Raw genomic sequence first — 19,733 nt, forward strand, 5'->3', positions numbered from 1 at the left:
CACATATAAAAAACACATTTCTATGAAAATAAGTTTGATAGATGAAAACTCTAATAGATTAATGCAGAATGCTATAATCTGCAACATTAGAGACCTTATAAATGCTAAAAAGCTAGAGCGCGGCGATAAACTACCGTCAGAGCGAATAATGTCTGAGAAGTTTGATGTTAAAAGAAACCACATAAGAGAAGCCATTCGTAAGTTAGAGTTTTACGGTGTTGTAAAATCTATGTCGCAAAGCGGTACTATACTAGCCATTGGTTTGGTTGGTTTTAATGGTATGGTAGAAGAAATTGTATCTCTAGATGCACCTTCTTTTAACGACCTTGTAGAAACTAGAATTTCTTTAGAACTAAAAACGGTTAGGCTAGCTGCTAAAAGACGTACAGCTAAAGATTTAGAACAAATTAAAGAAGCTTTTAACGCTTTTAAAGCTAAAATTTCGGTTGGCGACGATTATCTAGAGGAAGATTTACTATTTCATTTAGCCATAGCAAAAGCAAGTAAGAACAACAGTATGGTGTCTTTAATGCTCTTATTAATTCCGCCTATATTAAAAACGTACGAAAGAGATACCGTTTGTGAAGGTGACCGTGTGGGCACCGAAATTAGAAAGCATGAAGACATATTTTTAGCCATAGAAGCTAAAGATCCTGATGGTGCCACACAAATGATGAACGATCACTTTTTTAAATTATCAATGCATATAAAAAACATAGATTTAGATGAAGAATACAATTAATATAAGCCATAGAAAAACTGTTACATCCGCAGTAAAAATCTTAACTCTTAGTTTTATACTAACACTAACGAGTTGTAAGGATAAAAAAGCAGAGACAACTACACCAGAAATTACAAGTACTACAGAGAACCAAAAACCTGTTTTTGCTAGTGACGTTATTCCTTTTTTTGACCATTGGAAACTTATTCTAGGTGATGGTTCTAACGCTGGTATTGCCAATAATTTTGAGAACAAAGATTTTTTTTACACTACAAACGATGGCAAAGACAATTGGGTTGTTTTTAAAGCGCCAAATGGCGGAGACACTCACGGAACGTCTAATAATACAAGAACAGAATTGGCGCAAGCTAAAAAATGGTATCCAAAAACTGCCAACGATAAATTAACGGCTACTTTAAAAGTAATGAATGTTTCTGCAACAGGAGACGCACGTGTAGCAGCATCTTACGCTGTGGTTGTTGGTCAAATACACAGTGCAGATAAGCACGAGAACGAACCATTAAAAATATTTTACAAGAAATTCCCTGGACACACAAAAGGTTCTGTTTTTTGGCATTACGAAATTAATACTGCTGGAGAGGATAACTCTAAACGATGGGATTATTCTACTGCAGTTTGGGGCAACGATTTTTCTGTTGTTGGCAACACAGAAAACAGCTACCCAGAAGAACCAGAAGATGGCATAGCCTTAGATGAAGAATTTAGTTATACCGTAGAAGTTAAAGACGGTATTATGACCTTAACTTTTATGAGCCAAGGGCACAAGACTAAAACATTTACAAAAAACTTAATAACGTCTAACTATACTACAAAGGCAAATATACCACTACAAACACAAGCCTTGTTTATACCTATTGGTCAAGATGGCCTAGAACGTAAAGAAGCCTATACAGGCGAAGGTTGCTTTTTTAAACTTGGTGCATACAACCAAACCAATGGTAAATCTCCAGAAATAAATAAAAACTGGTGTTCTGGTGCAGAAACACACGGTGGCGATATACAAAAACAATATGCAGACGGTAACTATGCAGAAGTTTGGTTTAAAACAGCAAGTATAACAGTAAGTGATGCTGCTGTGACTAACAAAGGTTATTTTGAAAAAAACGATTAAAACTTTTAATTTATAATACTATGAATACTACTAAATTAACAGGCAAAAACATACTTATAACCGCAGGTGCACAAGGTATAGGAGAAGCAATAACAAAACATTTTATAGACAGTGGTGCCAATGTAGCCATACACTATTTTTCTAGTGCAGATACGGCTAACCAACTAGTTGCATATGCAACAAGCAAAGGGCAACAAGCAGTAGCTATAAGTGGCGACTTAACCAAAGAAGCAGATGCAAATACATTGGTGTACAAAACGGTTGAAAATTTTGGTAGCCTAGACATTTTAATTAACAACGCAGGCTCTTTAGTGGCTCGTAAAATGCTGAATGAGATAGATGCAGATTTTTGGCACAAAGTACTAGACATTAACCTAACCTCTATGTTATTTGTAACCAGAGCTGCAGCACCCTATTTAGCAAAAAACGAAAACAGTAGTATTGTTAACCTAGCATCTTTAGCAGGCCGTAAAGGCGGACACCCAGGTTCATTAGCCTACTCTACCAGCAAAGGCGCAATTTTAACGCTTACAAGAGCATTATCTGCAGAGTTAGGCCCACAAGGCACAAGAGTAAATGCAGTTGCACCAGGGCTTATTCTAGGCACCTCTTTTCATAACACACACACCACAAAAGAGTCTGCCGCAGCAACAACAGCTGGCATACCAATACAACGTGCAGGTAATGCAGATGACGTTGCCAGAGCGGTAGTATATTTAGCGTCTGAGTACAATGGTTTTATAACTGGCGCTACACTAGACATAAACGGTGGCGTATACAATATGTAGCACACTTTTTAAAACATTTATAGTAGTTAAAAAATCTAGGAGGGCTTGTTTCTCTAGATTTTTTTTTGTGTTTATAATTACCATTTATATTAAAAAATGAACCAATTACACATTTCCGTAATTGTAGTACAAAAAATAATTTTACATTGTAGGAAAATTAGCAACCTAAAAAAACCAACTAAAAAGCTAAATGTGCGTTTACACACCCATATTGGCGGAATAAACGCAATAAATTGAGTTTATATATAGTTGTGCAACATATGACCAAAACCGAAAGTTAATGACAAACCGAATTTTAACAGCTCTAATAATTAGAATTGCTGGAATATTTTTACTGACGAAAATTTTTGACCATTTTGGCTCTTATTTTTTGTCAATTTATTTATCTGCAACTATAGCTCGATTTGACGAAATGTTGATTGAACCGATTGACAAATTCTATTTTACAGGAACATTTCTGATAATAGCGAACATTGTCGTTTCCATATTTCTATTCGTGAAAGCGGAATGGATTTCTCAAAAATTAATCAAATCGGAAAAAGAAATCATTACAGAACTAAATCCGAAATCACTGTCAAAAGTAATTTTGTTGACAGTCGGAATTGTTTGGTTAGCAACTTCAATCTATTTGATTCCAAGTTTTATCGAATATTGCGTTATATTGATTTCAAAACTGAGTGGAAATGAGGACGTTGAATTGCCTGATTTTGCAACCTCTAATTATATTTTAAAAACTATTTTAGCCTTATTATTAATTTTCCGAATTGAAAAAATATCAAATTGGATTACAAAGAAATTATAAATACGTTGCACAACACCGTATAAAAATAATTGCGGTTTATTGCTTAATCAAAGGTCGTTGCGTGTTTGTAACGTCTGATTTTCCTTCTGAAAATCCTCGCATACAAACCCGCAACTATTCTTATACATAAACGTTACCACACATTAAAAAATCGATATTGAAAAATTGGAGGAACATAGAATGGATTTTTGAAAAGGATGGAGCCTTAAGAGACATTTATATCCAAAACACTACGATTTCGGATTGGGAAAAAGTAGTTGACTTGTTAAACTCTGAATACAAATTGACTTTTGGGGTTTATGAGGAAAATTTGACGGATAAAATTGACTTTGAATTCGTAAAAATAATGCTTGCGGACGAAACTGGACAATTAGAAACTAAATCTGCTACTATTGATTTAAATGGAATTGTAGTAAAATGTTACTTTTTCCTCGAAAACCAAATCGAATTTGACATAAATCCAACTGAAATTAAAACGGAATTGGAATTTAATACGATTACCTATTTTATGAAATCCATCAGTTCGAAATTAGAAAAACAGATAACGCTTTGTGGAGAAAATCAACCTAAATTTCCACTAATAAAAATTGACACTAAAAACGGAATTGAAAAAATACTGACTAAAAAAGATGCAGAAAACTTGTGGAAAGAATCAGACCAAAATGTTAGCGGATTAACAAAGTTAAAATCAAAAATAATAATGAAATACTTTCCGAAAATATTTGAAAAGAAAATTTTGGAAAGTGCAAATAGTGAATATAAATCAACACCGAAAGAAAAAAATGTGTGGTAACAATGGCTATAATTAATACAGGTTTTAGTGCTTAACTCAAAGTTTAGTGCTTTTAAACTAAGTCCGCCAAATCTTTTTGATTTAGCTTTAAAATGAAAAGATAAAACAAAATAAAAAGTTTTGGCTAAGTGCTTAATCGGAAATTCAGTAATTATAATTCCCGTACTAACCATACACAATCACGTTGTATCTAATTTGACAAAACCGAGACGAAATTAATGAGCCAAATAAGTTTACCATATCACTTAATAATTCCAAGCCTAATTTCAATATTGGTTTTAGGAATAATATTTCTGAAAAGAAAAAAGTTATTCGCGAATGGAAAATGGAAATGGTTTTGGATAAGCACAACTGTATTTTTCGGAATTTATCTTCTGATTGTTGGAGGAGCGACTTATTCTGACATTACATCGGAACTGACTCTACAAAAATTTGACTTGAATGGAGACGGATTTTTTAACGGAGAGGAAATCACGCCTGAACAAAAAGAAGCTATGCAAAAAATGATTTCGGATACAGGACAAAACTTCTCATTTTTAACTGGACTTATTTTTTCTGGAATTATATCATTCTTTGTTTTTATTAGTGGAAAAATTATTGAATATGTAAGTATGAAAAAAATAAAAACTACACACAACAAAACCTAAACGTAATGCGGGCTAAGCTATTTATTCGCAGCGTTAGCTTATTTTTATTGAGTCGAAAAATCTTTGGGATTTTGCTTTGGACAGGAAAAATTAAAATAAAATATAAAAATTCGGCTTTGTGTTTAACCGAAAAAGTAGTGTCTTTTTATATGCTACGTTTCATACACAAGAGCGTTGGCGGTAATGGTAAACACTGTGCAAACTTTAAATTTTCGAAAAAAAATAGATTTAAGAACAATCTTTACAAATTCCTGTAAGCACACAATTAACACTTTCGACATTGTAGCCATTAGGCGCAGAAAACTGAACAGCTTCTGGCAAACACTCAATAGTTTCACAGTTTTTACAGCGGAAATGAAAGTGATTATCGGGTATTTGTTTTTCATCACATTTAATACATACCGCAAAGTATTGTTTCCCGTCTTCAGCAACAATTTTATGTACCATTCCATCTTCACAAAATCGGTTTAAAACCCTGTAAATAGTAGCTCTGTCAATTTCTACTTCTAATTTTTGCTCAATAGCGTCACGACTCATTGCCTTTCCTGTATTTACCAATAAATGTAATACAGCTTCTTTTGATGGTGTATTCCTGCGTTTCATTTCATTTTTTCTGTTGCAAAGTTAATGCAAATTATTCGCATTTACCTATTGCGACTATTTCGCAATAAGTAAAACTTTTCTATCTTTGCTAAAAATTAAAATAATGACAAGACGAGATATCATAAAACAATGCGGACTTGCTTTAACTGCTTTAGCTTTACCTATTCCGTTGATATCATTCTCAAAAATCAATCTTATGACCGACAATAAAAACTTTGACGTAATCATTATAGGCGGAAGTTACGCAGGACTTTCTTCTGCAATGGCTTTAGGACGAGCTTTAAGAAATGTTTTAATCATTGACAGCGGTCTGCCTTGCAACCGACAAACTCCACATTCGCATAACTTTATCACACAGGACGGAGAAAAGCCCAGCGTAATAGCAGAAAGAGCACAATCACAGGTTTTGAAATATGATACCATAAGAATTCACAAAGACCTTGCTGTAAACGGAAAGAAAATCGAAAACGGTTTTGCAATTACCACTGAAACAGACGAAACATTTACAGCCAAAAAGCTGATTTTTGCCACAGGTGTAAAAGACATAATGCCAAACATTAAAGGGTTTTCAGAATGTTGGGGCATTTCTGTCATTCACTGTCCATATTGCCACGGTTACGAAGTAAGAGGAGAAAACACAGGAATTTTAGCCAATGGAGATTTTGCGTATCATTACGCGCAACTTATTCGTAATTGGACAAAACAACTTACCATTTTTACCAATGGAAAATCCACTCTTACGAAAGAACAAACCGATAAAATCAGGAATCACAATATTCCGATAATTGAGAAAGAAATTACCGAATTGCAAAACGAAAACGGTCACCTGAAACAACTTATTTTTAAAGATAATTCCGCATTTGAACTCAATGCGATTTACTCCTATCCTGATTTTAAACAACATTGTAAAATTCCCGAAATGTTAGGGTGTGAACTAACAGAACAAGGTTTAATTAAAGTTGATTCTTTTCAGAAAACAACTTTATCAAATGTTTTTGCTTGTGGAGATAATTCAAGTCCTATGCGTTCTGTCGCTATTGCAGTAGCAACAGGAAATACCACAGGTGCTGTGGTAAACAACGTAATGACAGAAGAAGAATTTTGACGGTCGGACAAAAGAACCACTACCGCCAACATCGCAATTAAGTTAGATTCGACTACGTCCTAATCTACTCGGAATTGCTAAAGTCTATGCCAAACCGAAAATCATTAACTTTGGCTAATTAAGAAAAGAAAGGTAATTAGAAAACTTTACATGAAGACACCAATTATTGGAAAAGACCAGATAGCAGATACCTATTACCCTACCATAGCGGAATTGGATAAAGAGCAGACTTTTCAGGAGTACAAAGATAGAATCTTGGAGACAAACAACATTTTTATCTCCACTTTGGCTATGGACTTTCCTCCAAATACTTCTTTAAAAAAAAGAAAGGAAATTGATGAACAATGGAAAGAAAAACTACCGCAACTTGGCCATATAAAAAGACTAAACCTTAGGCATAAAGTAGACCAAGACTACTTTGATGTTATATGCAAAATGAAGAATTTAGAAGTTTTAAACATTTGGTCTTCTACCGTTACAGACATAGGCTCAATTAAAAAGCTAACAAAACTGAAAGCCTTGTATCTAAGTAATTTTTCAAGACTAGAAGATGTTTCTCCATTAATTGAATTAAAATCATTAGAGAGTCTTTCAATTCTCGCGTCTTTTAAAGTCGCTAATTATGAATTAATTGGAAAAATGAAATGGTTAAAATCCTTGGAGCTTGGCGGGGATACATTTGCTCCAAAAAATTTAATGCTAAATAGTCTTGAACCTTTTACAGACTTAAATGAACTAATTGAACTTGATATGTCTTGTGCATCAATAAGAGACAAAAATTATAAACCAATTTTAGAACTCAAAAAACTAAAAAGACTTGATGCACATTGGCGAATGAAAAACCAAGAAAGAGAACTTCTGCAAAGTGAACATCCATCTCTACAATCTGGGTTCTTTATTGCTTATGATTTTGTTAAAAATGAATTTAAAGATGGAATTGAGTGGTGGATAGAAAAATAGAAAATGGTTTTCGTCTACATAATAGTCCCGAAGCGTCAAAATTTCATTCAGTTTTTACTTAAAATACCTTACAAAAATTAAATATGTCACAATCTGCTTCACAAGCCGCACTATTTTATAAAGATGTAGCATCTTCCGGCAAAGTATGGACTATAAAAGATAATGGTGGGTTTCCTGCGCCAAAAAACGGAGACGGCATTAGAGCTATGCCATTTTGGTCTAGTAAATCTAGAGCAGAAATAATTATAAAAACGGTTAAAGCTTATGAGGGTTTTGAGCCCGTAGAGTTAGATTTAAATACGTTTTACAATTACTGGTTAAAAGTATTAAAAACGCATAAACAACTAGTTGGTTTAAACTGGAGCGGAAAAAAAGCTGTTGGGTATGATATACCTCCTGAAAACTTAATTGATTGGATTGACAAAACTAGAACTTCATAAAAAACAGAAACACTAAGACCGCATCATTCTGGTAATTTCTTCTTTAATTTCGGATAGGTTATCTATTTCTTTTGGTATTGCTACTACGTTACCAACTACCCCAGAAACTTTTATTTGTACCGCATTTTTCTTATCCTGGATAGACTTTATTTTATTGGCATAAAATGTTTTATCATTATGAGCACCAAACCTATTAACACGGCTAAATAAGTGTTTTTGTATAAAATTAAGCTCTTCTTTAAACTCTGCACTTGTACCAATAGTTACAGAAGCACTATCTAATCTAACATATTTATACTTTGCTAATTTATACAGTAAATCGTTTACTTGTTTTATCATTAATGAAAAAAGCACAACAAATAATAACACTACTAAAGTTAAAGGTATTACAGGAACTTTTGCATCTCCACTTACTATTAAATAAACAGTAATAGACGCTATTATAACAAGTACTATTATGGTAGAAATAATAGTGTTCTTTTTGGTTTTACTTGCTAATTCTTGAAGCCTTTGCTGATCTGTAATTTTATAGATTTTCATATTTTTTAATCTTAAATCTTAGCTAATCTATACTTTTTTATAAGAAAAACCTTATTATTGGCTAAATATTAAAAAACAGGAAGTACAAGTCAGTATATAATTAATTCCTTGTTTTTATCTGCTTAGTTAAGCCAAAGCGTTACACCTTATTTAAGAGAAAGGATATAGATGAATTTTATTTATAAAGGAATATTAAATATAAAAAGCTTCAAAATTAAGGTAGTAATAACTACAATTGGTGTGTTATTAGGTGTGATACTTTATTTTTACTCTCTTTTTTTGTTTCGAAGTTTTATGGAGGAAAAAAGTTTCTTCAATCTTTTTAACTATTCATTATCAGTCTATTTTTCTTATTTTTTCTTCAGGTTTTTTAGACTTTTAATGTATGGTGCTACATACGATGTAAAAAATATAATTTTAAACCAAAACAAACATATTGCCCAATGGATCTATACAAAAGATGAGTCATCTAATTTTAAAAAAGATTATAATAATTCTTTTAAGAAAGACTTTATAAAAAGCTTAAAATATATAGGTTTATTTATTTTATTTATGTCCATTATATTTTTTGCTGCAGGCATAAATAGTCTTGATACAATTTTTGGTCTACTTACTTTTTCTCTTATAATAGTATTATCTATCAGAGATTTTAATAGTTTTAGACAAGCATTAAAAGCCGAAAATATTGTCGTAATTTTTTCAACAGAAGGTATTGTTGTTTCAGAATCATTTACGTGTCCTTTTAATATAAAACTTAAAAAATTAACTGAGATAGACTATGATAAAGCAACAAATAAAATAGTGTTTACGTCTAGTGAGTTGTCACGTAACCAAGATGGCCCAGATAGTATTTACACTATAATACATACATTTCCTGTGCCAAAAAGGTATGTAGAGGAAGCTGAAAAACTTCTAATGGAAATAAAAACACACCGTTCTTTTTAATTAAAATTTGGGACTAAAAACAAAAATATATGAAAAAAATACCCTTTCTACTTATTACATTTTTACTGGTTTCTTGTATTGGAGATTATGAGGTTACTACCGCTTATTTAGATGGTAAAATCTTTGAAGATAAAGGCTACGCAGAAGACCAAATGTCTCCTGATGATGCCAAAGCAAACCCAGAATTTGCAAAAGAAATACTTACAACCCTTGCTACTATTACTTTTGTAGACCAAACAAATATTACGGCAACATACTGGAACTACTCCCAAAAAACAATAACTAATAAAGGCACCTATGTTATAGAAGACAATAAAATACGAGTGTATTTTGATGACATAAATTCTATATTTGGTAGAACTTTTGAGTTAAAAGATGCCGAACACCTTACATCTGACGGTCAGCTTAATGAATATGAACTAAAAAAGTAAAAGCTAAGCCTACTTACATAAATGAAACCGTACAAAAACAAAAAAGAAACACAAGAACTAGATCTGAAATTACCTTTTTAAAAAAACATTTAAAGAAGTCTAAACGCAATATAATACTTTGGGTTACTGTCCTTTTTGTAATCTACTCAGGTCTATTTGCTCTTCCAGATAAAAACGAAGTTAGCCTATACAATACATACGGTTTATTTAATATGCTTTTAGGTTTATTTGTTGTTACTGGTATTATTGCTTTTATAGCCTTTAAAACCTTAAAAATTGGCGAACTAAAAAAAGATGTACTAGAACAAAAGAAATTAAGGCAATATGGTATTGTTAGCCGAGCAGGTTATCATAAAGGTAATTACTATCTAAAGCTAGAGGCGGGTAATCCCCGTTCTATAACATCTAAAACGCAAAGTTTTTCTAGTTTAAGTATAGGAAGTGAAATTAGATTTGAAGTATTTAAAAATTCTAAAACATTTATTAAAATTTACACTTAGTAAAATACACAATTAATTTACTGGTTCTATGCTATTTACAAAACTACACTGATTTTCTATTCAATTTTTATTTATTAAATTAGATGCTTAACCACCCAACTATTCTTGTAAAAGACCGTTGCATTAATTTAACCAAAATGAAAAGTAGAATATTTTTATTATTCCTCTTAAGTAACTTAACAACAAGTGTTTACTCGCAAGACAAAGATTGCAGTTGCAAGACTGATTTAACCTTTTTAGACAGCAAAATAAGAAAAACACCCGCCTACAAAGTAAATAAAGAAGCATACAACACTTCGTATTCAAAAATTGCAAAAGAAGTAACGTCTATAAATTCAGTTTTTGATTGTTATACTTTACTAAATAAATTATTAATTTCTTTAAACGACAATCACAGTAAAATTTATGGTGTGGATTTAGGAGCTACAGACAAAGTAAAAGCAAGTCCTGATGAGTTAAATAATTTTAAAAAATCTGCCCTTTTTAATGCGTACCCAAAACCAAATATTGATTTAGATAGTTTAAGAGCAGTCTTGAACTCTAAAACAAAAATGGAACTAGAAGGTGTCTACACAAGAAAAAATTATATGACTATTGGTGTCTATAAAAATGAAGACAAGGAAAGTTATAAGGCCATTATTCTAGAATCTGAGTCTGATGTTTGGCAAGTTGGTGAAATTATGTATGTTCTAATTCCGTTTGGTAATGATTATCTATTAAGCATTGGAGGTAGCACACCATCTAAGAGGTTAATTGCTTATACAGAAAGAATAGAAAATGGTTTCTTTTATTTTATGGGCTTTCAGAAAGATATTTCTGAAACAAATTATGCTGCAAAAATGCCCTCTGAAGATACCTATTACCGAGAGGAGCTTTCTAATGAAACCACATACCTAAAAATAGGTAGCTTTAACTCTTGGTACCCTACTTTATCTGATGCCGAAAAATTCTATAAAACCTTAGAAGGGAATCTAAATAAAAGTAACTTAATTGTTGATCTAAGAAATAATGGTGGTGGTGGTGACCGTAACTCTGATATTATATACAAGCTACTAAAAGACTACGCTAAAAAAAATAAGATTTATGTATTAATTAATCATAGAACGGTAAGCAACGCAGAACAATTTGCCAATAGACTACGTAATTTAGAGAACTGCAAACTTTTTGGCATTAGAACTAATGGTACTCTCGCCTATGAAATAAAGGCGGAAAGTTACACGCTACCCTGTGGTAACTTTATAGCTGTACTTAGCTCTAAAAAGAACTCGGACTACCTAGCATTTGAATCTACAGGAATTGAGCCAGAGATTACATACGATATGAATTCTGATTGGATAGAACAATTAAAGAACTATATTAAGAGTAACAACTAAGCACAAAGGGTACAAATAATTACTAAATTAGGGGTTTAAGCACCAAACTATTCTTATACAAATAGGGTATACGTAATTTTAAAAAAAAGATAATTTAATCTATAACTTATAGTTAAATGATACTACTATTTAATACTATCAAGGAAAAACAGAAAAAGTAAATGCTAATTTATTAAATAGACATTCCCCTATACTAAGAAAACTGAACATAATAAAAACTATTCCTTCTTCTTTAAAATTGAAAAAAATACGTTGACAAAAGAGTAATTAGCACTAAAAAAGATGGAATTAAAAGTATCAAACATTGAAATTATTTCCAATACATATTTTAGTTAAAGACTTATCATTTTTAATTTTTTACTTCCTGTTAATGAAGTATAATTTAACAAGTGAGTCTGCACTATCTCTAGCATTAAAGAACTACCCTACCATTTCTGATTGGAGTTTTTGGAGTATTATACAGACTTCTGCATTTTACAACTTAACAACTATAATTGTGAGCCTCCTTTCTTACTTTCCAATAGTTTATATGATTAAAAAATTAGTCATTAAAAAACATAAATTAAGAACAATATTGACTGGATTTGCACTTACAATAACAACTCCTATTTATTATCTAATTTTACAAAACTGGAGACATAACGACTACTATTTACCAAATGCTGAGTTAATTTCTTGGATTCTATGTTTTATACTCTCAATGGGAATTTATTATTTATTTAATAATAAGAATAAAGACAGAATAAATTACAAATCGAAAATATAAACTAGCTGTTTAACTAAGCTACATACCACACACAAAAAGGTTTTGTATAAAAAAAAAGATTCTAGAGCAAGTAAAAAACTACAACAAACAACAGCACAACTAAGACTTGTGTTGCACATTTAAAGCTACACAGCAAGCTATGAATACTTTCCATTATATCAAATATATATTCAACTAGTACGAATATAGGTTTACCAATTAAAACCCTTACAATTACTCCTATGTTTGTGTTATTAGGTGAGCAATTGGTTTAAAACCCTCACCTAATTACATCAACTATAATCTTATAAATAACTAAAAAACTAAAAATGAAAGCATTAAATATTGTAAAATACGTCTTAACTGTTATAGGAGCAGGTATGCTAGTAGGAACCTTTTTTCTTTATAAAAGCACTAGCGATTTTATAGAGAAATCTGTAGAAACTCAAGGTACAGTAATAGAATTGTTAGAATCGCGTTCTAAAAGCTCGTCAGACAACTCTATAATGTACAAGCCATTGGTAGCATTTACAGATGCTAAAGGAACAGAGGTAGAGTTTGCATCATCTACAAGTAGTAACCCACCAAGTTATAGTGTTAATGAAAAGGTAGATGTTATTTACAATCCAGAATCACCAAATAAAGCTAAAATAAAAGGCTTTTTCTCGCTTTGGGGAGGTGCTATGATATTAGGAATCTTAGGCCTTATTGTTTTCTTAATTGGTTTTGGTATAATTGTTTCTAGCGTAAAGAAAAAAAATATGCTAAAACACTTAAAAACTCACGGGACAAGGATAGAGTCAGATTTTCAGAATGTAACTCTAAACACCACTCTTGCTGTTAATGGGCAAAATCCTTATGTAGTTGTGTCTCAATGGCAAAACCCTACAACATCTGAACTACACCTTTTTACAAGTGATAATATTTGGTTTGATCCTACTGACTTTATTAAAACAGATAAAATAAATGTTTTAATAGATAAAAAAGACCCTAAAAAATATGCCGTAGACTTATCATTTTTACCAAAAGTAGCTGGGTAAAAAACCATAAGACATCATTTTATAAAATCTAGAGTGTTAACATAATTAGTTTCAGATATGAAATACATAAAAGATATAGATTGGAGCCTACTTTGGAGCATCACTAAAGACATTATTCTTCCGCACACAGGAACGCTAATACTTAATAGTATCTTGTTTTTAATAATTGGACTTTTCTTATCTATTATATATGCTGTTATTTTACACAAAAAAGGAGTCCTTAAAAGAAAACCAAAATATTATAATTGGTTGGTAAAGCTTTACATACCAATTATAATAGGTTTATTTATGTACATTTTTGGACAAATTGGTTTTTTAAGAGGCGTTTATAAAATCATAGATAAGGAAAAAGCAATTGTAGTTAACGGTTTGTATGATGTAAGCATAGACTATACTTTTGACTCTGAAGAAAGCAAAAACGATTTTATAAAAAGATTGCAAGAGGCTGCAAAAGAAGCTAGAACCGGGTCTAATTATTTATCTGATATTTTAAAAATATCTGCGGTTAATTACAATACCGGAAACTCTGTTATTGACGCAGGTAAAAACAAACTTTCTCTTTATTTAATTGATGAATACGGGGATGAAATTTACACAACAGGTATGTACGCTATGCTTAATGTTGCTGGTGCCAAAGCACATATTAACATTAATGAAGCCCTACCCTATAATGAGTTTAGTTCTGCTATGGAAATTTTATTAGACGTAGGTTATAATGATATTGAAATTGCTGTAAAAGACAAGCTAACCAATTGGTTTTCTACAATGCTAGAGTCGCAATACAAGTCTATGGTAAAATCTTTGTGTTTTTTATTGCTCATTATTATGGCTTTTCCGCTGCTAGAATTTTTTATATATACTAGATATATGAAAGCACAAAACAAAGACAAAAAAGCTTAAGATGATACCAATAATAAGCAAAATCATTAAAAACTACTTACACCAAAAGAAATAATTAATATGAAAAAAATTGTCTTAGCATTTATAATTTTCATTCAAATTACACCTCTTTTTGCCCAAACCAATTTGTTTGTTACTGCAAGAAGCGGCTTAAACGTTAGGGAAAATTCTAGTTTGGACGCTAAAAAAACAGGGAAATTTAATTATGCTGAAAAAGTAACGGTATTAACTAAAACAGATCTATTTTTTGAAGTAACTGACGACGGAAAAAAAATAAAAGGACAATGGTACAAAGTAACCGGTAACTCTGATAGTAACGAAGAGCTTACCGGCTATGTTTTTAGTGGCTTTTTATCCAAACCAAAACAAAAAGACACATTCAATTTCCTTCATTATAATGATAATTTTGATTATCCCGTAATAGCAACATCAAAAGGCAGCTCTTTCCACGGCTTTATTAATACCGAAGAAGGACGCAGCTATTTAAAAGGAGATAGTATTGAAATTGAATGGAAAACTGGTGTTATTTATATTGCTGGTGAAGGAGACAGAAAAGAACTAGTTGATTTTATTATAGCTTCTAAAAAAATTAAAAATGGTAAAATTGCTAACTTTAGAGAAACATATAAAAAAGAAATAAAATACACATATACAAATAGTTACACAGAAGACTACTTAAATAAACTCTATTTAGAAGTTGAAAACTACATAGTTAATTCTAATAATGAATTGATTAAAAAAATAATAAAAGACAAAGAACAATTAGGCTACACTATAGAAGAAAAAACAGTAGATGGTGAAGATATAATAACCGTAATAGGAATTTATAAATCCTTTGAGGGAAAAACAACAACAGTACAATGGTTATCTTATTATCCTGAGTTTCCAAAATTGTATGAGATAGATTCATAAAACTATCGTTAATTAAAACAATACAACTTACTAACGACTTTTAATACATTTAGTACTATGAAACATTTAATTACAATCGTATTTTTTTTAAGTTCAATAAGTTTATTTAGTCAAGATTTTAATGCACTTAAAATTAGAATTGGTTTACTGAAAACTACATCTAATTTTAAGGTAGATTCTACGGGTATTTCCAAAATACAAGTACCTACATATTATTGTGACACTAACGAACTTGGAAATAATTGGCACGTACAAGATTTAAATAATGATGGCTTAAAAGATCTTATATTTACTGGAACGTGTCAACCATATCATCAAACAGCCATATTTTTAAATAGTAAAAAAGGGTTTCAACTTGTGCATGATGCTCCTGGCAAAATACTATCAATAACAAATAACACAAATGGCACAGAAATACATAGTTACAATCCTAGTTGCTGTTGTGACTATTATTCTAGCTTAATAAAAGTAACTATTAACAATACATCTGCTGTTGAGGAAAGTACAATATCGTTTCATGATAAAACAATTATTACAGCGTCAGACAAATTATATGCTAAAACAATATCCGGGATTTTAAGAAGTACACCAGAGCTAGATGATGTTATTACAAAAGATCCTTGTACAGGTGAAAAAGTAAATGGAAATGTTATTGGGACAATAGAGAACGAATATGTTACTGTACTAAACCAAGAAAAAAATTGGCTTTTGGTATTAATTAAACAAAATGATACATACTCCAATCTTGGATGGGTACAAAAACCAAAAAATTAAAGGGCTTAAAACCTAGTTGTAAATCTCAAAAAAGACAATACTTAATCCATAATTTATAGTAAAAAAAAGCTAACACCATAACTATAGTTTAAACCATATAGTTTTACAAGAAAATAAAGTAGCACCTTACTATTTAATATGATGAATAAAAAACTAAATATCTCCTAAAAAATAAAAAGCATGTCAATATATTTTAAGCAAATTAAAAACAGATTACCAAATGTTGTTTTAGCAATTACTCTTCTACTATTTTTTAATAGTTGCACAAGTAAAGATGATAATAACGACTGGACCAAAGATAATTTAAAAGGTGAAGTTACATCTTTTACTGAAAAATCTTATGAGTTTATAAATGACGCAAAAGAAGAATATCCTTATAAAAACATCCAAAAAAATTATGATGAAAAAGGATATATGCTAGAAGAAAACAACTATAAATTAGATGGTAGTTTAGATTATCAATTTATTAACCGTTATACAGATGATGGTAGGTTAATAGACAAAAAAAATATCTACGCTAATGGTCACGTATCTTATAAATGGATTTACGAATACGATGAACAAGGGAATGTAATAAAACACTCTATTTTTAATTCAAATGATGAATTAACATTATATCGTTTGTTAGTAAATGATGAAAACGGCAACAGAGTAGAATCTAAAGAGAGATATGTTCATAACCCAGAGGGAGTTATAAGTAGAAAAACCTATGAATATGATGAAGATGGCAATAACATACAAGTAAATATATTTAGTCCCGCAAATGGCGAATTAACTCTTTACCATATATTTGCTTATGACGATAAAGGAAATCCTATTATAGAAAACATCTATAATGCCGATGATGAATTAGATACAGAATGGCGATATGATTATGTCTATGATGATGAAGATAATTGGATTAAAAAAACAGAATACGAAGTTGGTCAACCCCCAAAAACTACAACAACGCGCGAGTATGTGTATTATGATTAATTAGCAAGTTAATAAATACCGAAGAACCTGGTTGGAAATTAGTTTCTGAATGGGTTAACGATGCTACAAAAAAATAAATACCGGAAAAACGGAAATAAAATAAATGTAATGGTTTTTGGCCGAGAAATAGAAATACCATTTGAATTAGAAAAGGTAGATTAAGTAAACCTTTTAAACGTATAATAACTTACTATGGGATTTGGGTTTAATTTATTGGTCATTTTTATTCTTCTTCCCCTAACAGGTATACTATTTATTCTTTGGATTTTATCTAAAAAAAATATAGTCGGGAAAATACTAGGTTTTATTTGGCTTGGAATTTTTGGACTTACATTACTTTCTGGAATAACACAATGGCTAACAGCAAAAACAGAGTTAGACAAAGAAGATTATTACGGAGAATATGTAATTAATAGAGCCTATTTTAAAGGAAAACAAACAGATTGGCAGTACAATCATTTTAGATTTGAAATTAAAGAAAATGACTCAATTTATTTTTACACAACAGAAAATAAAACCATTACCAAAACATACAAAGGAAAAATAAGCACAACCAAACCTTATAACTCGGCAAGGCTTATAATAGATATGGAAAAACCAACGCACCATATTATAACAAGCAACCCTACAACGTATAGAAAGGCCTGGAGTTTTTATCTGGTTTTTGACTCTCCTAAATTTAAAAATATGTTTTTTAAGAAAGGAAAATGGAAGTCTATAGATTTAAAATAAACCTAAGAACCAATGAAACAGATTTTCTTATTATTTTTTTGTCTTTCTATCTTTCCTTACAAATTGGATAAAAAAGATGCTGGTACATCTGAGCTAAGTAACAGAATAGAAATAAATAAACACACACCTCAACAGCATTGTAATGCTAACATAAAAGCATCTCCTGACCTACTCTACACACCAAAACTTAAATATAAATTAGAATGAAAAAAGACGTTAAGTACATTATATATTTTTTGTTTTTTAGCTTTTTAAGTTTTGGACAAAATGAAACACAAGATAATTCGGCCTACAAAGATTCTATATCAAACAAAAGAATTGAAAGAATAAATTATAGAAAAAATAAAATAGATAGTTTAAATACTACGCTAAATTGGAAAAAATTTAAATCTAACCTTTGGATTAATAAAAATGGAGAGCTAGGAATTAAGACACAAGAAGCAACCCTAGAAGGTATATATACTAACAGGTATATAACCAAAGTTTGTTGTGACGGAGAGTCTATAAAAGCAACAATAGACACAGCAAGTTTTCAATTTCTTGGAAGCTCCTTTTACAAAGATAAAAACCATATTTACACACATTATGTAATGTCTGATGGCGGAAATTTTTGGATAGTAGAAGAAGCTGATGCTGCTACTTTTAAAATTTTAGGCGATTGCTACGCCAAGGATAAAAATCATATTTTTGGCGAGAGAGCTATGGTAATGGACAATGTTGATTATAACTCGTTTAAAACAAAAAAAGGAATTGGTTGTTTTGCAAAAGATAAGAATGGCTTTTATTTCTGGGACGACAAAATAGATACAAGTAAAATAAGTGATGGCATAGTAAAAGATAAAATAGCCGAACTTAAAAGACTTTAAAGCCTAAAATAAAAGCAAAATATGTAATTTTGAACCCGTAAACAAGCACGTTTAGTTATAGCCGCTACTCTACGCTTTTTTGCTTAATCGCTTTAATTTAAAATTATATAAATACTGTGTTATGAATAAAAATAGGTACTTAGTTCTTCTTCTATTAACTGTCCTAATCACCGGAGTTCTTAAAGCACAAACACTAAAAGATAGTACTATTTTTAGTTTTAAAGACGTAAACAACCTTGTAGCTAAAAAAAGTAAAGAATACGGAATAGAAAACGTACTTGTTATTGTAGATATAGACAACACACTATTAACAAGCAATGTAGACCTTGGCGGCGATATTTGGTATAATTGGCAAAGGGGTAAAATTAAAGACGCAATACCTACAAAAAAACAAAAAATTGAAAACTGCTTCTACGAAGATGTTATTGGCCTGTTATACGAGTTAGGTACAATGAGGTTAACAGACACTCTAATTCCGCAATACATAAATAATTGGCAAAAAAACGGCACTACTGTTTTTGCATTAACATCTAGAAGTCCAAGATACAGAACCGCAACAAAAAGAGAGCTTCTAAAAAATGGTATAGATTTATCTAAATCTCCTTTAAAACAAATTGATGGTTCTATAGCAACATACAATTACACTTTAGATAGAGAAATGAGTTATGAAGACGGACTGATGATGACTACTGGGATGAACAAAGGAGATATGATAGCGCATATTCTTGGTAGAACTGGTAAGACTTTTAAATCTATAATTTTTGTTGATGATTCTGAAAAAAATATAATAGACGTTACAGAAAAATATAAGGACAATATCAATATTGACTTTACTGTTTTTTATTATGACAAAATAGTTAGGGATAGAAAAATAGCAAATGGCGGTGTATTAATAACTAAAAAGCAAGCCAAAAAAATGGCTGCAGACTGGGATAAACTAACCGAAACCTTAAATACTATTTTTCCTGGTAGAAATAGTAAAAACAAATGTGTTAGTCCTAATTAAAAT

The 19,733-nt window shown here is 30.8% G+C and carries 25 protein-coding genes; 23 read left to right on the forward strand and 2 right to left on the reverse strand.

What is annotated here, in order from left to right:
* The first annotated feature begins 22 nt into the window (after positions 1–22).
* The 6 genes from BT107_RS13460 to BT107_RS13485 all read left to right on the forward strand — a co-directional run bounded on the left by BT107_RS13460 (position 23) and on the right by BT107_RS13485 (position 4,883).
* Positions 23–742, forward strand: a complete 720-nt coding sequence (locus BT107_RS13460) for a FadR/GntR family transcriptional regulator (protein ID WP_072304346.1) — start codon at positions 23–25, stop codon at positions 740–742.
* On the forward strand, positions 726–1,853 hold the full coding sequence (locus BT107_RS13465; RefSeq protein ID WP_072304347.1) for a polysaccharide lyase family 7 protein: 1,128 nt from the start codon (positions 726–728) through the stop codon (positions 1,851–1,853). The genes BT107_RS13460 and BT107_RS13465 overlap by 17 nt, the downstream gene beginning before the upstream one ends.
* Before the next feature lie 20 nt (positions 1,854–1,873).
* Entirely contained in the window at positions 1,874–2,641 is a 768-nt protein-coding gene (locus BT107_RS13470) for an SDR family NAD(P)-dependent oxidoreductase (RefSeq protein WP_072304348.1), read from the forward strand.
* Positions 2,642–2,921: 280 nt separating this feature from the next.
* On the forward strand, positions 2,922–3,443 hold the full coding sequence (locus BT107_RS13475; protein WP_244543131.1) for a hypothetical protein: 522 nt from the start codon (positions 2,922–2,924) through the stop codon (positions 3,441–3,443).
* A 157-nt stretch (positions 3,444–3,600) separates the two neighbouring features.
* Positions 3,601–4,236, forward strand: a complete 636-nt coding sequence (locus tag BT107_RS17550) for a hypothetical protein (RefSeq protein ID WP_072304349.1) — start codon at positions 3,601–3,603, stop codon at positions 4,234–4,236.
* A 218-nt stretch (positions 4,237–4,454) separates the two neighbouring features.
* Positions 4,455–4,883, forward strand: a complete 429-nt coding sequence (locus BT107_RS13485; RefSeq protein WP_072304350.1) for a hypothetical protein — start codon at positions 4,455–4,457, stop codon at positions 4,881–4,883.
* Positions 4,884–5,111: 228 nt separating this feature from the next.
* Here BT107_RS13485 and BT107_RS13490 read toward each other — a convergent pair whose 3' ends face one another.
* Positions 5,112–5,486, reverse strand: a complete 375-nt coding sequence (locus tag BT107_RS13490) for a Fur family transcriptional regulator (RefSeq protein ID WP_072304351.1) — start codon at positions 5,484–5,486, stop codon at positions 5,112–5,114.
* A 196-nt stretch (positions 5,487–5,682) separates the two neighbouring features.
* On the opposite strand from BT107_RS13490, the gene BT107_RS13495 reads away from it, so the two are divergent.
* From BT107_RS13495 to BT107_RS13505, 3 genes are all read left to right on the forward strand, one after another.
* Complete coding sequence (locus BT107_RS13495; protein ID WP_425291843.1) at positions 5,683–6,591, forward strand: NAD(P)/FAD-dependent oxidoreductase; 909 nt, start codon at positions 5,683–5,685, stop codon at positions 6,589–6,591.
* A gap of 150 nt (positions 6,592–6,741) precedes the next feature.
* Entirely contained in the window at positions 6,742–7,551 is an 810-nt protein-coding gene (locus BT107_RS13500; RefSeq protein WP_072304353.1) for a leucine-rich repeat domain-containing protein, read from the forward strand.
* 83 nt (positions 7,552–7,634) lie between these two features.
* The gene (locus tag BT107_RS13505) at positions 7,635–7,991 is read left to right on the forward strand and encodes a DUF2750 domain-containing protein (protein WP_072304354.1); all 357 of its coding nucleotides are present in this window, start codon (positions 7,635–7,637) and stop codon (positions 7,989–7,991) included.
* Between the two features lie 12 nt (positions 7,992–8,003).
* Here the strand turns inward: BT107_RS13505 and BT107_RS13510 are convergent, their stop codons facing one another.
* Complete coding sequence (locus BT107_RS13510; protein ID WP_072304355.1) at positions 8,004–8,531, reverse strand: hypothetical protein; 528 nt, start codon at positions 8,529–8,531, stop codon at positions 8,004–8,006.
* A 294-nt stretch (positions 8,532–8,825) separates the two neighbouring features.
* Between BT107_RS13510 and BT107_RS13515 the strand changes: the two genes are divergently transcribed.
* The 14 genes from BT107_RS13515 to BT107_RS13575 all read left to right on the forward strand — a co-directional run bounded on the left by BT107_RS13515 (position 8,826) and on the right by BT107_RS13575 (position 19,730).
* Positions 8,826–9,476, forward strand: a complete 651-nt coding sequence (locus tag BT107_RS13515; protein WP_139254324.1) for a hypothetical protein — start codon at positions 8,826–8,828, stop codon at positions 9,474–9,476.
* A gap of 29 nt (positions 9,477–9,505) precedes the next feature.
* The gene (locus BT107_RS13520; RefSeq protein ID WP_072304357.1) at positions 9,506–9,907 is read left to right on the forward strand and encodes a hypothetical protein; all 402 of its coding nucleotides are present in this window, start codon (positions 9,506–9,508) and stop codon (positions 9,905–9,907) included.
* A 212-nt stretch (positions 9,908–10,119) separates the two neighbouring features.
* A complete protein-coding gene (locus tag BT107_RS13525) occupies positions 10,120–10,407 on the forward strand; it encodes a hypothetical protein (RefSeq protein ID WP_072304358.1) in 288 nt (95 codons plus the stop codon).
* 137 nt (positions 10,408–10,544) lie between these two features.
* Positions 10,545–11,780 carry a S41 family peptidase gene (locus BT107_RS13530; RefSeq protein ID WP_170854739.1) on the forward strand — a complete coding sequence of 412 codons (1,236 nt, stop codon included), beginning with the start codon at positions 10,545–10,547 and terminating at the stop codon, positions 11,778–11,780.
* Positions 11,781–12,150: 370 nt separating this feature from the next.
* A complete protein-coding gene (locus tag BT107_RS13535) occupies positions 12,151–12,546 on the forward strand; it encodes a hypothetical protein (RefSeq protein ID WP_072304360.1) in 396 nt (131 codons plus the stop codon).
* A 308-nt stretch (positions 12,547–12,854) separates the two neighbouring features.
* Entirely contained in the window at positions 12,855–13,565 is a 711-nt protein-coding gene (locus BT107_RS13540) for a DUF3592 domain-containing protein (protein ID WP_072304361.1), read from the forward strand.
* A gap of 57 nt (positions 13,566–13,622) precedes the next feature.
* Positions 13,623–14,465 carry a hypothetical protein gene (locus BT107_RS13545; protein WP_072304362.1) on the forward strand — a complete coding sequence of 281 codons (843 nt, stop codon included), beginning with the start codon at positions 13,623–13,625 and terminating at the stop codon, positions 14,463–14,465.
* Between the two features lie 60 nt (positions 14,466–14,525).
* Positions 14,526–15,377, forward strand: coding sequence for an SH3 domain-containing protein (locus BT107_RS13550; protein WP_072304363.1), 852 nt, complete (start codon positions 14,526–14,528; stop codon positions 15,375–15,377).
* A 57-nt stretch (positions 15,378–15,434) separates the two neighbouring features.
* Positions 15,435–16,151, forward strand: a complete 717-nt coding sequence (locus tag BT107_RS13555; protein WP_072304364.1) for a hypothetical protein — start codon at positions 15,435–15,437, stop codon at positions 16,149–16,151.
* Between the two features lie 180 nt (positions 16,152–16,331).
* Positions 16,332–17,126, forward strand: a complete 795-nt coding sequence (locus tag BT107_RS13560) for a hypothetical protein (protein WP_072304365.1) — start codon at positions 16,332–16,334, stop codon at positions 17,124–17,126.
* Positions 17,127–17,318: 192 nt separating this feature from the next.
* Positions 17,319–17,858 carry a hypothetical protein gene (locus tag BT107_RS13565; RefSeq protein ID WP_072304366.1) on the forward strand — a complete coding sequence of 180 codons (540 nt, stop codon included), beginning with the start codon at positions 17,319–17,321 and terminating at the stop codon, positions 17,856–17,858.
* A gap of 12 nt (positions 17,859–17,870) precedes the next feature.
* On the forward strand, positions 17,871–18,065 hold the full coding sequence (locus BT107_RS17425) for a hypothetical protein (protein WP_139254325.1): 195 nt from the start codon (positions 17,871–17,873) through the stop codon (positions 18,063–18,065).
* Positions 18,062–18,724 (forward strand): DKNYY domain-containing protein, encoded by a 663-nt coding sequence (locus tag BT107_RS13570; protein WP_072304367.1) that lies wholly within the window; start codon positions 18,062–18,064, stop codon positions 18,722–18,724. Before BT107_RS17425 ends, BT107_RS13570 begins: the two co-directional genes overlap by 4 nt.
* Positions 18,725–18,845: 121 nt before the next feature.
* Positions 18,846–19,730: a DUF2608 domain-containing protein gene (locus tag BT107_RS13575; protein WP_072304368.1), complete on the forward strand. Its 885-nt coding sequence runs from the start codon at positions 18,846–18,848 to the stop codon at positions 19,728–19,730.
* Positions 19,731–19,733 lie beyond the last annotated feature (3 nt).

The organism is Cellulophaga fucicola (assembly GCF_900119145.1).
GTDB lineage: Bacteria > Bacteroidota > Bacteroidia > Flavobacteriales > Flavobacteriaceae > Cellulophaga > Cellulophaga fucicola.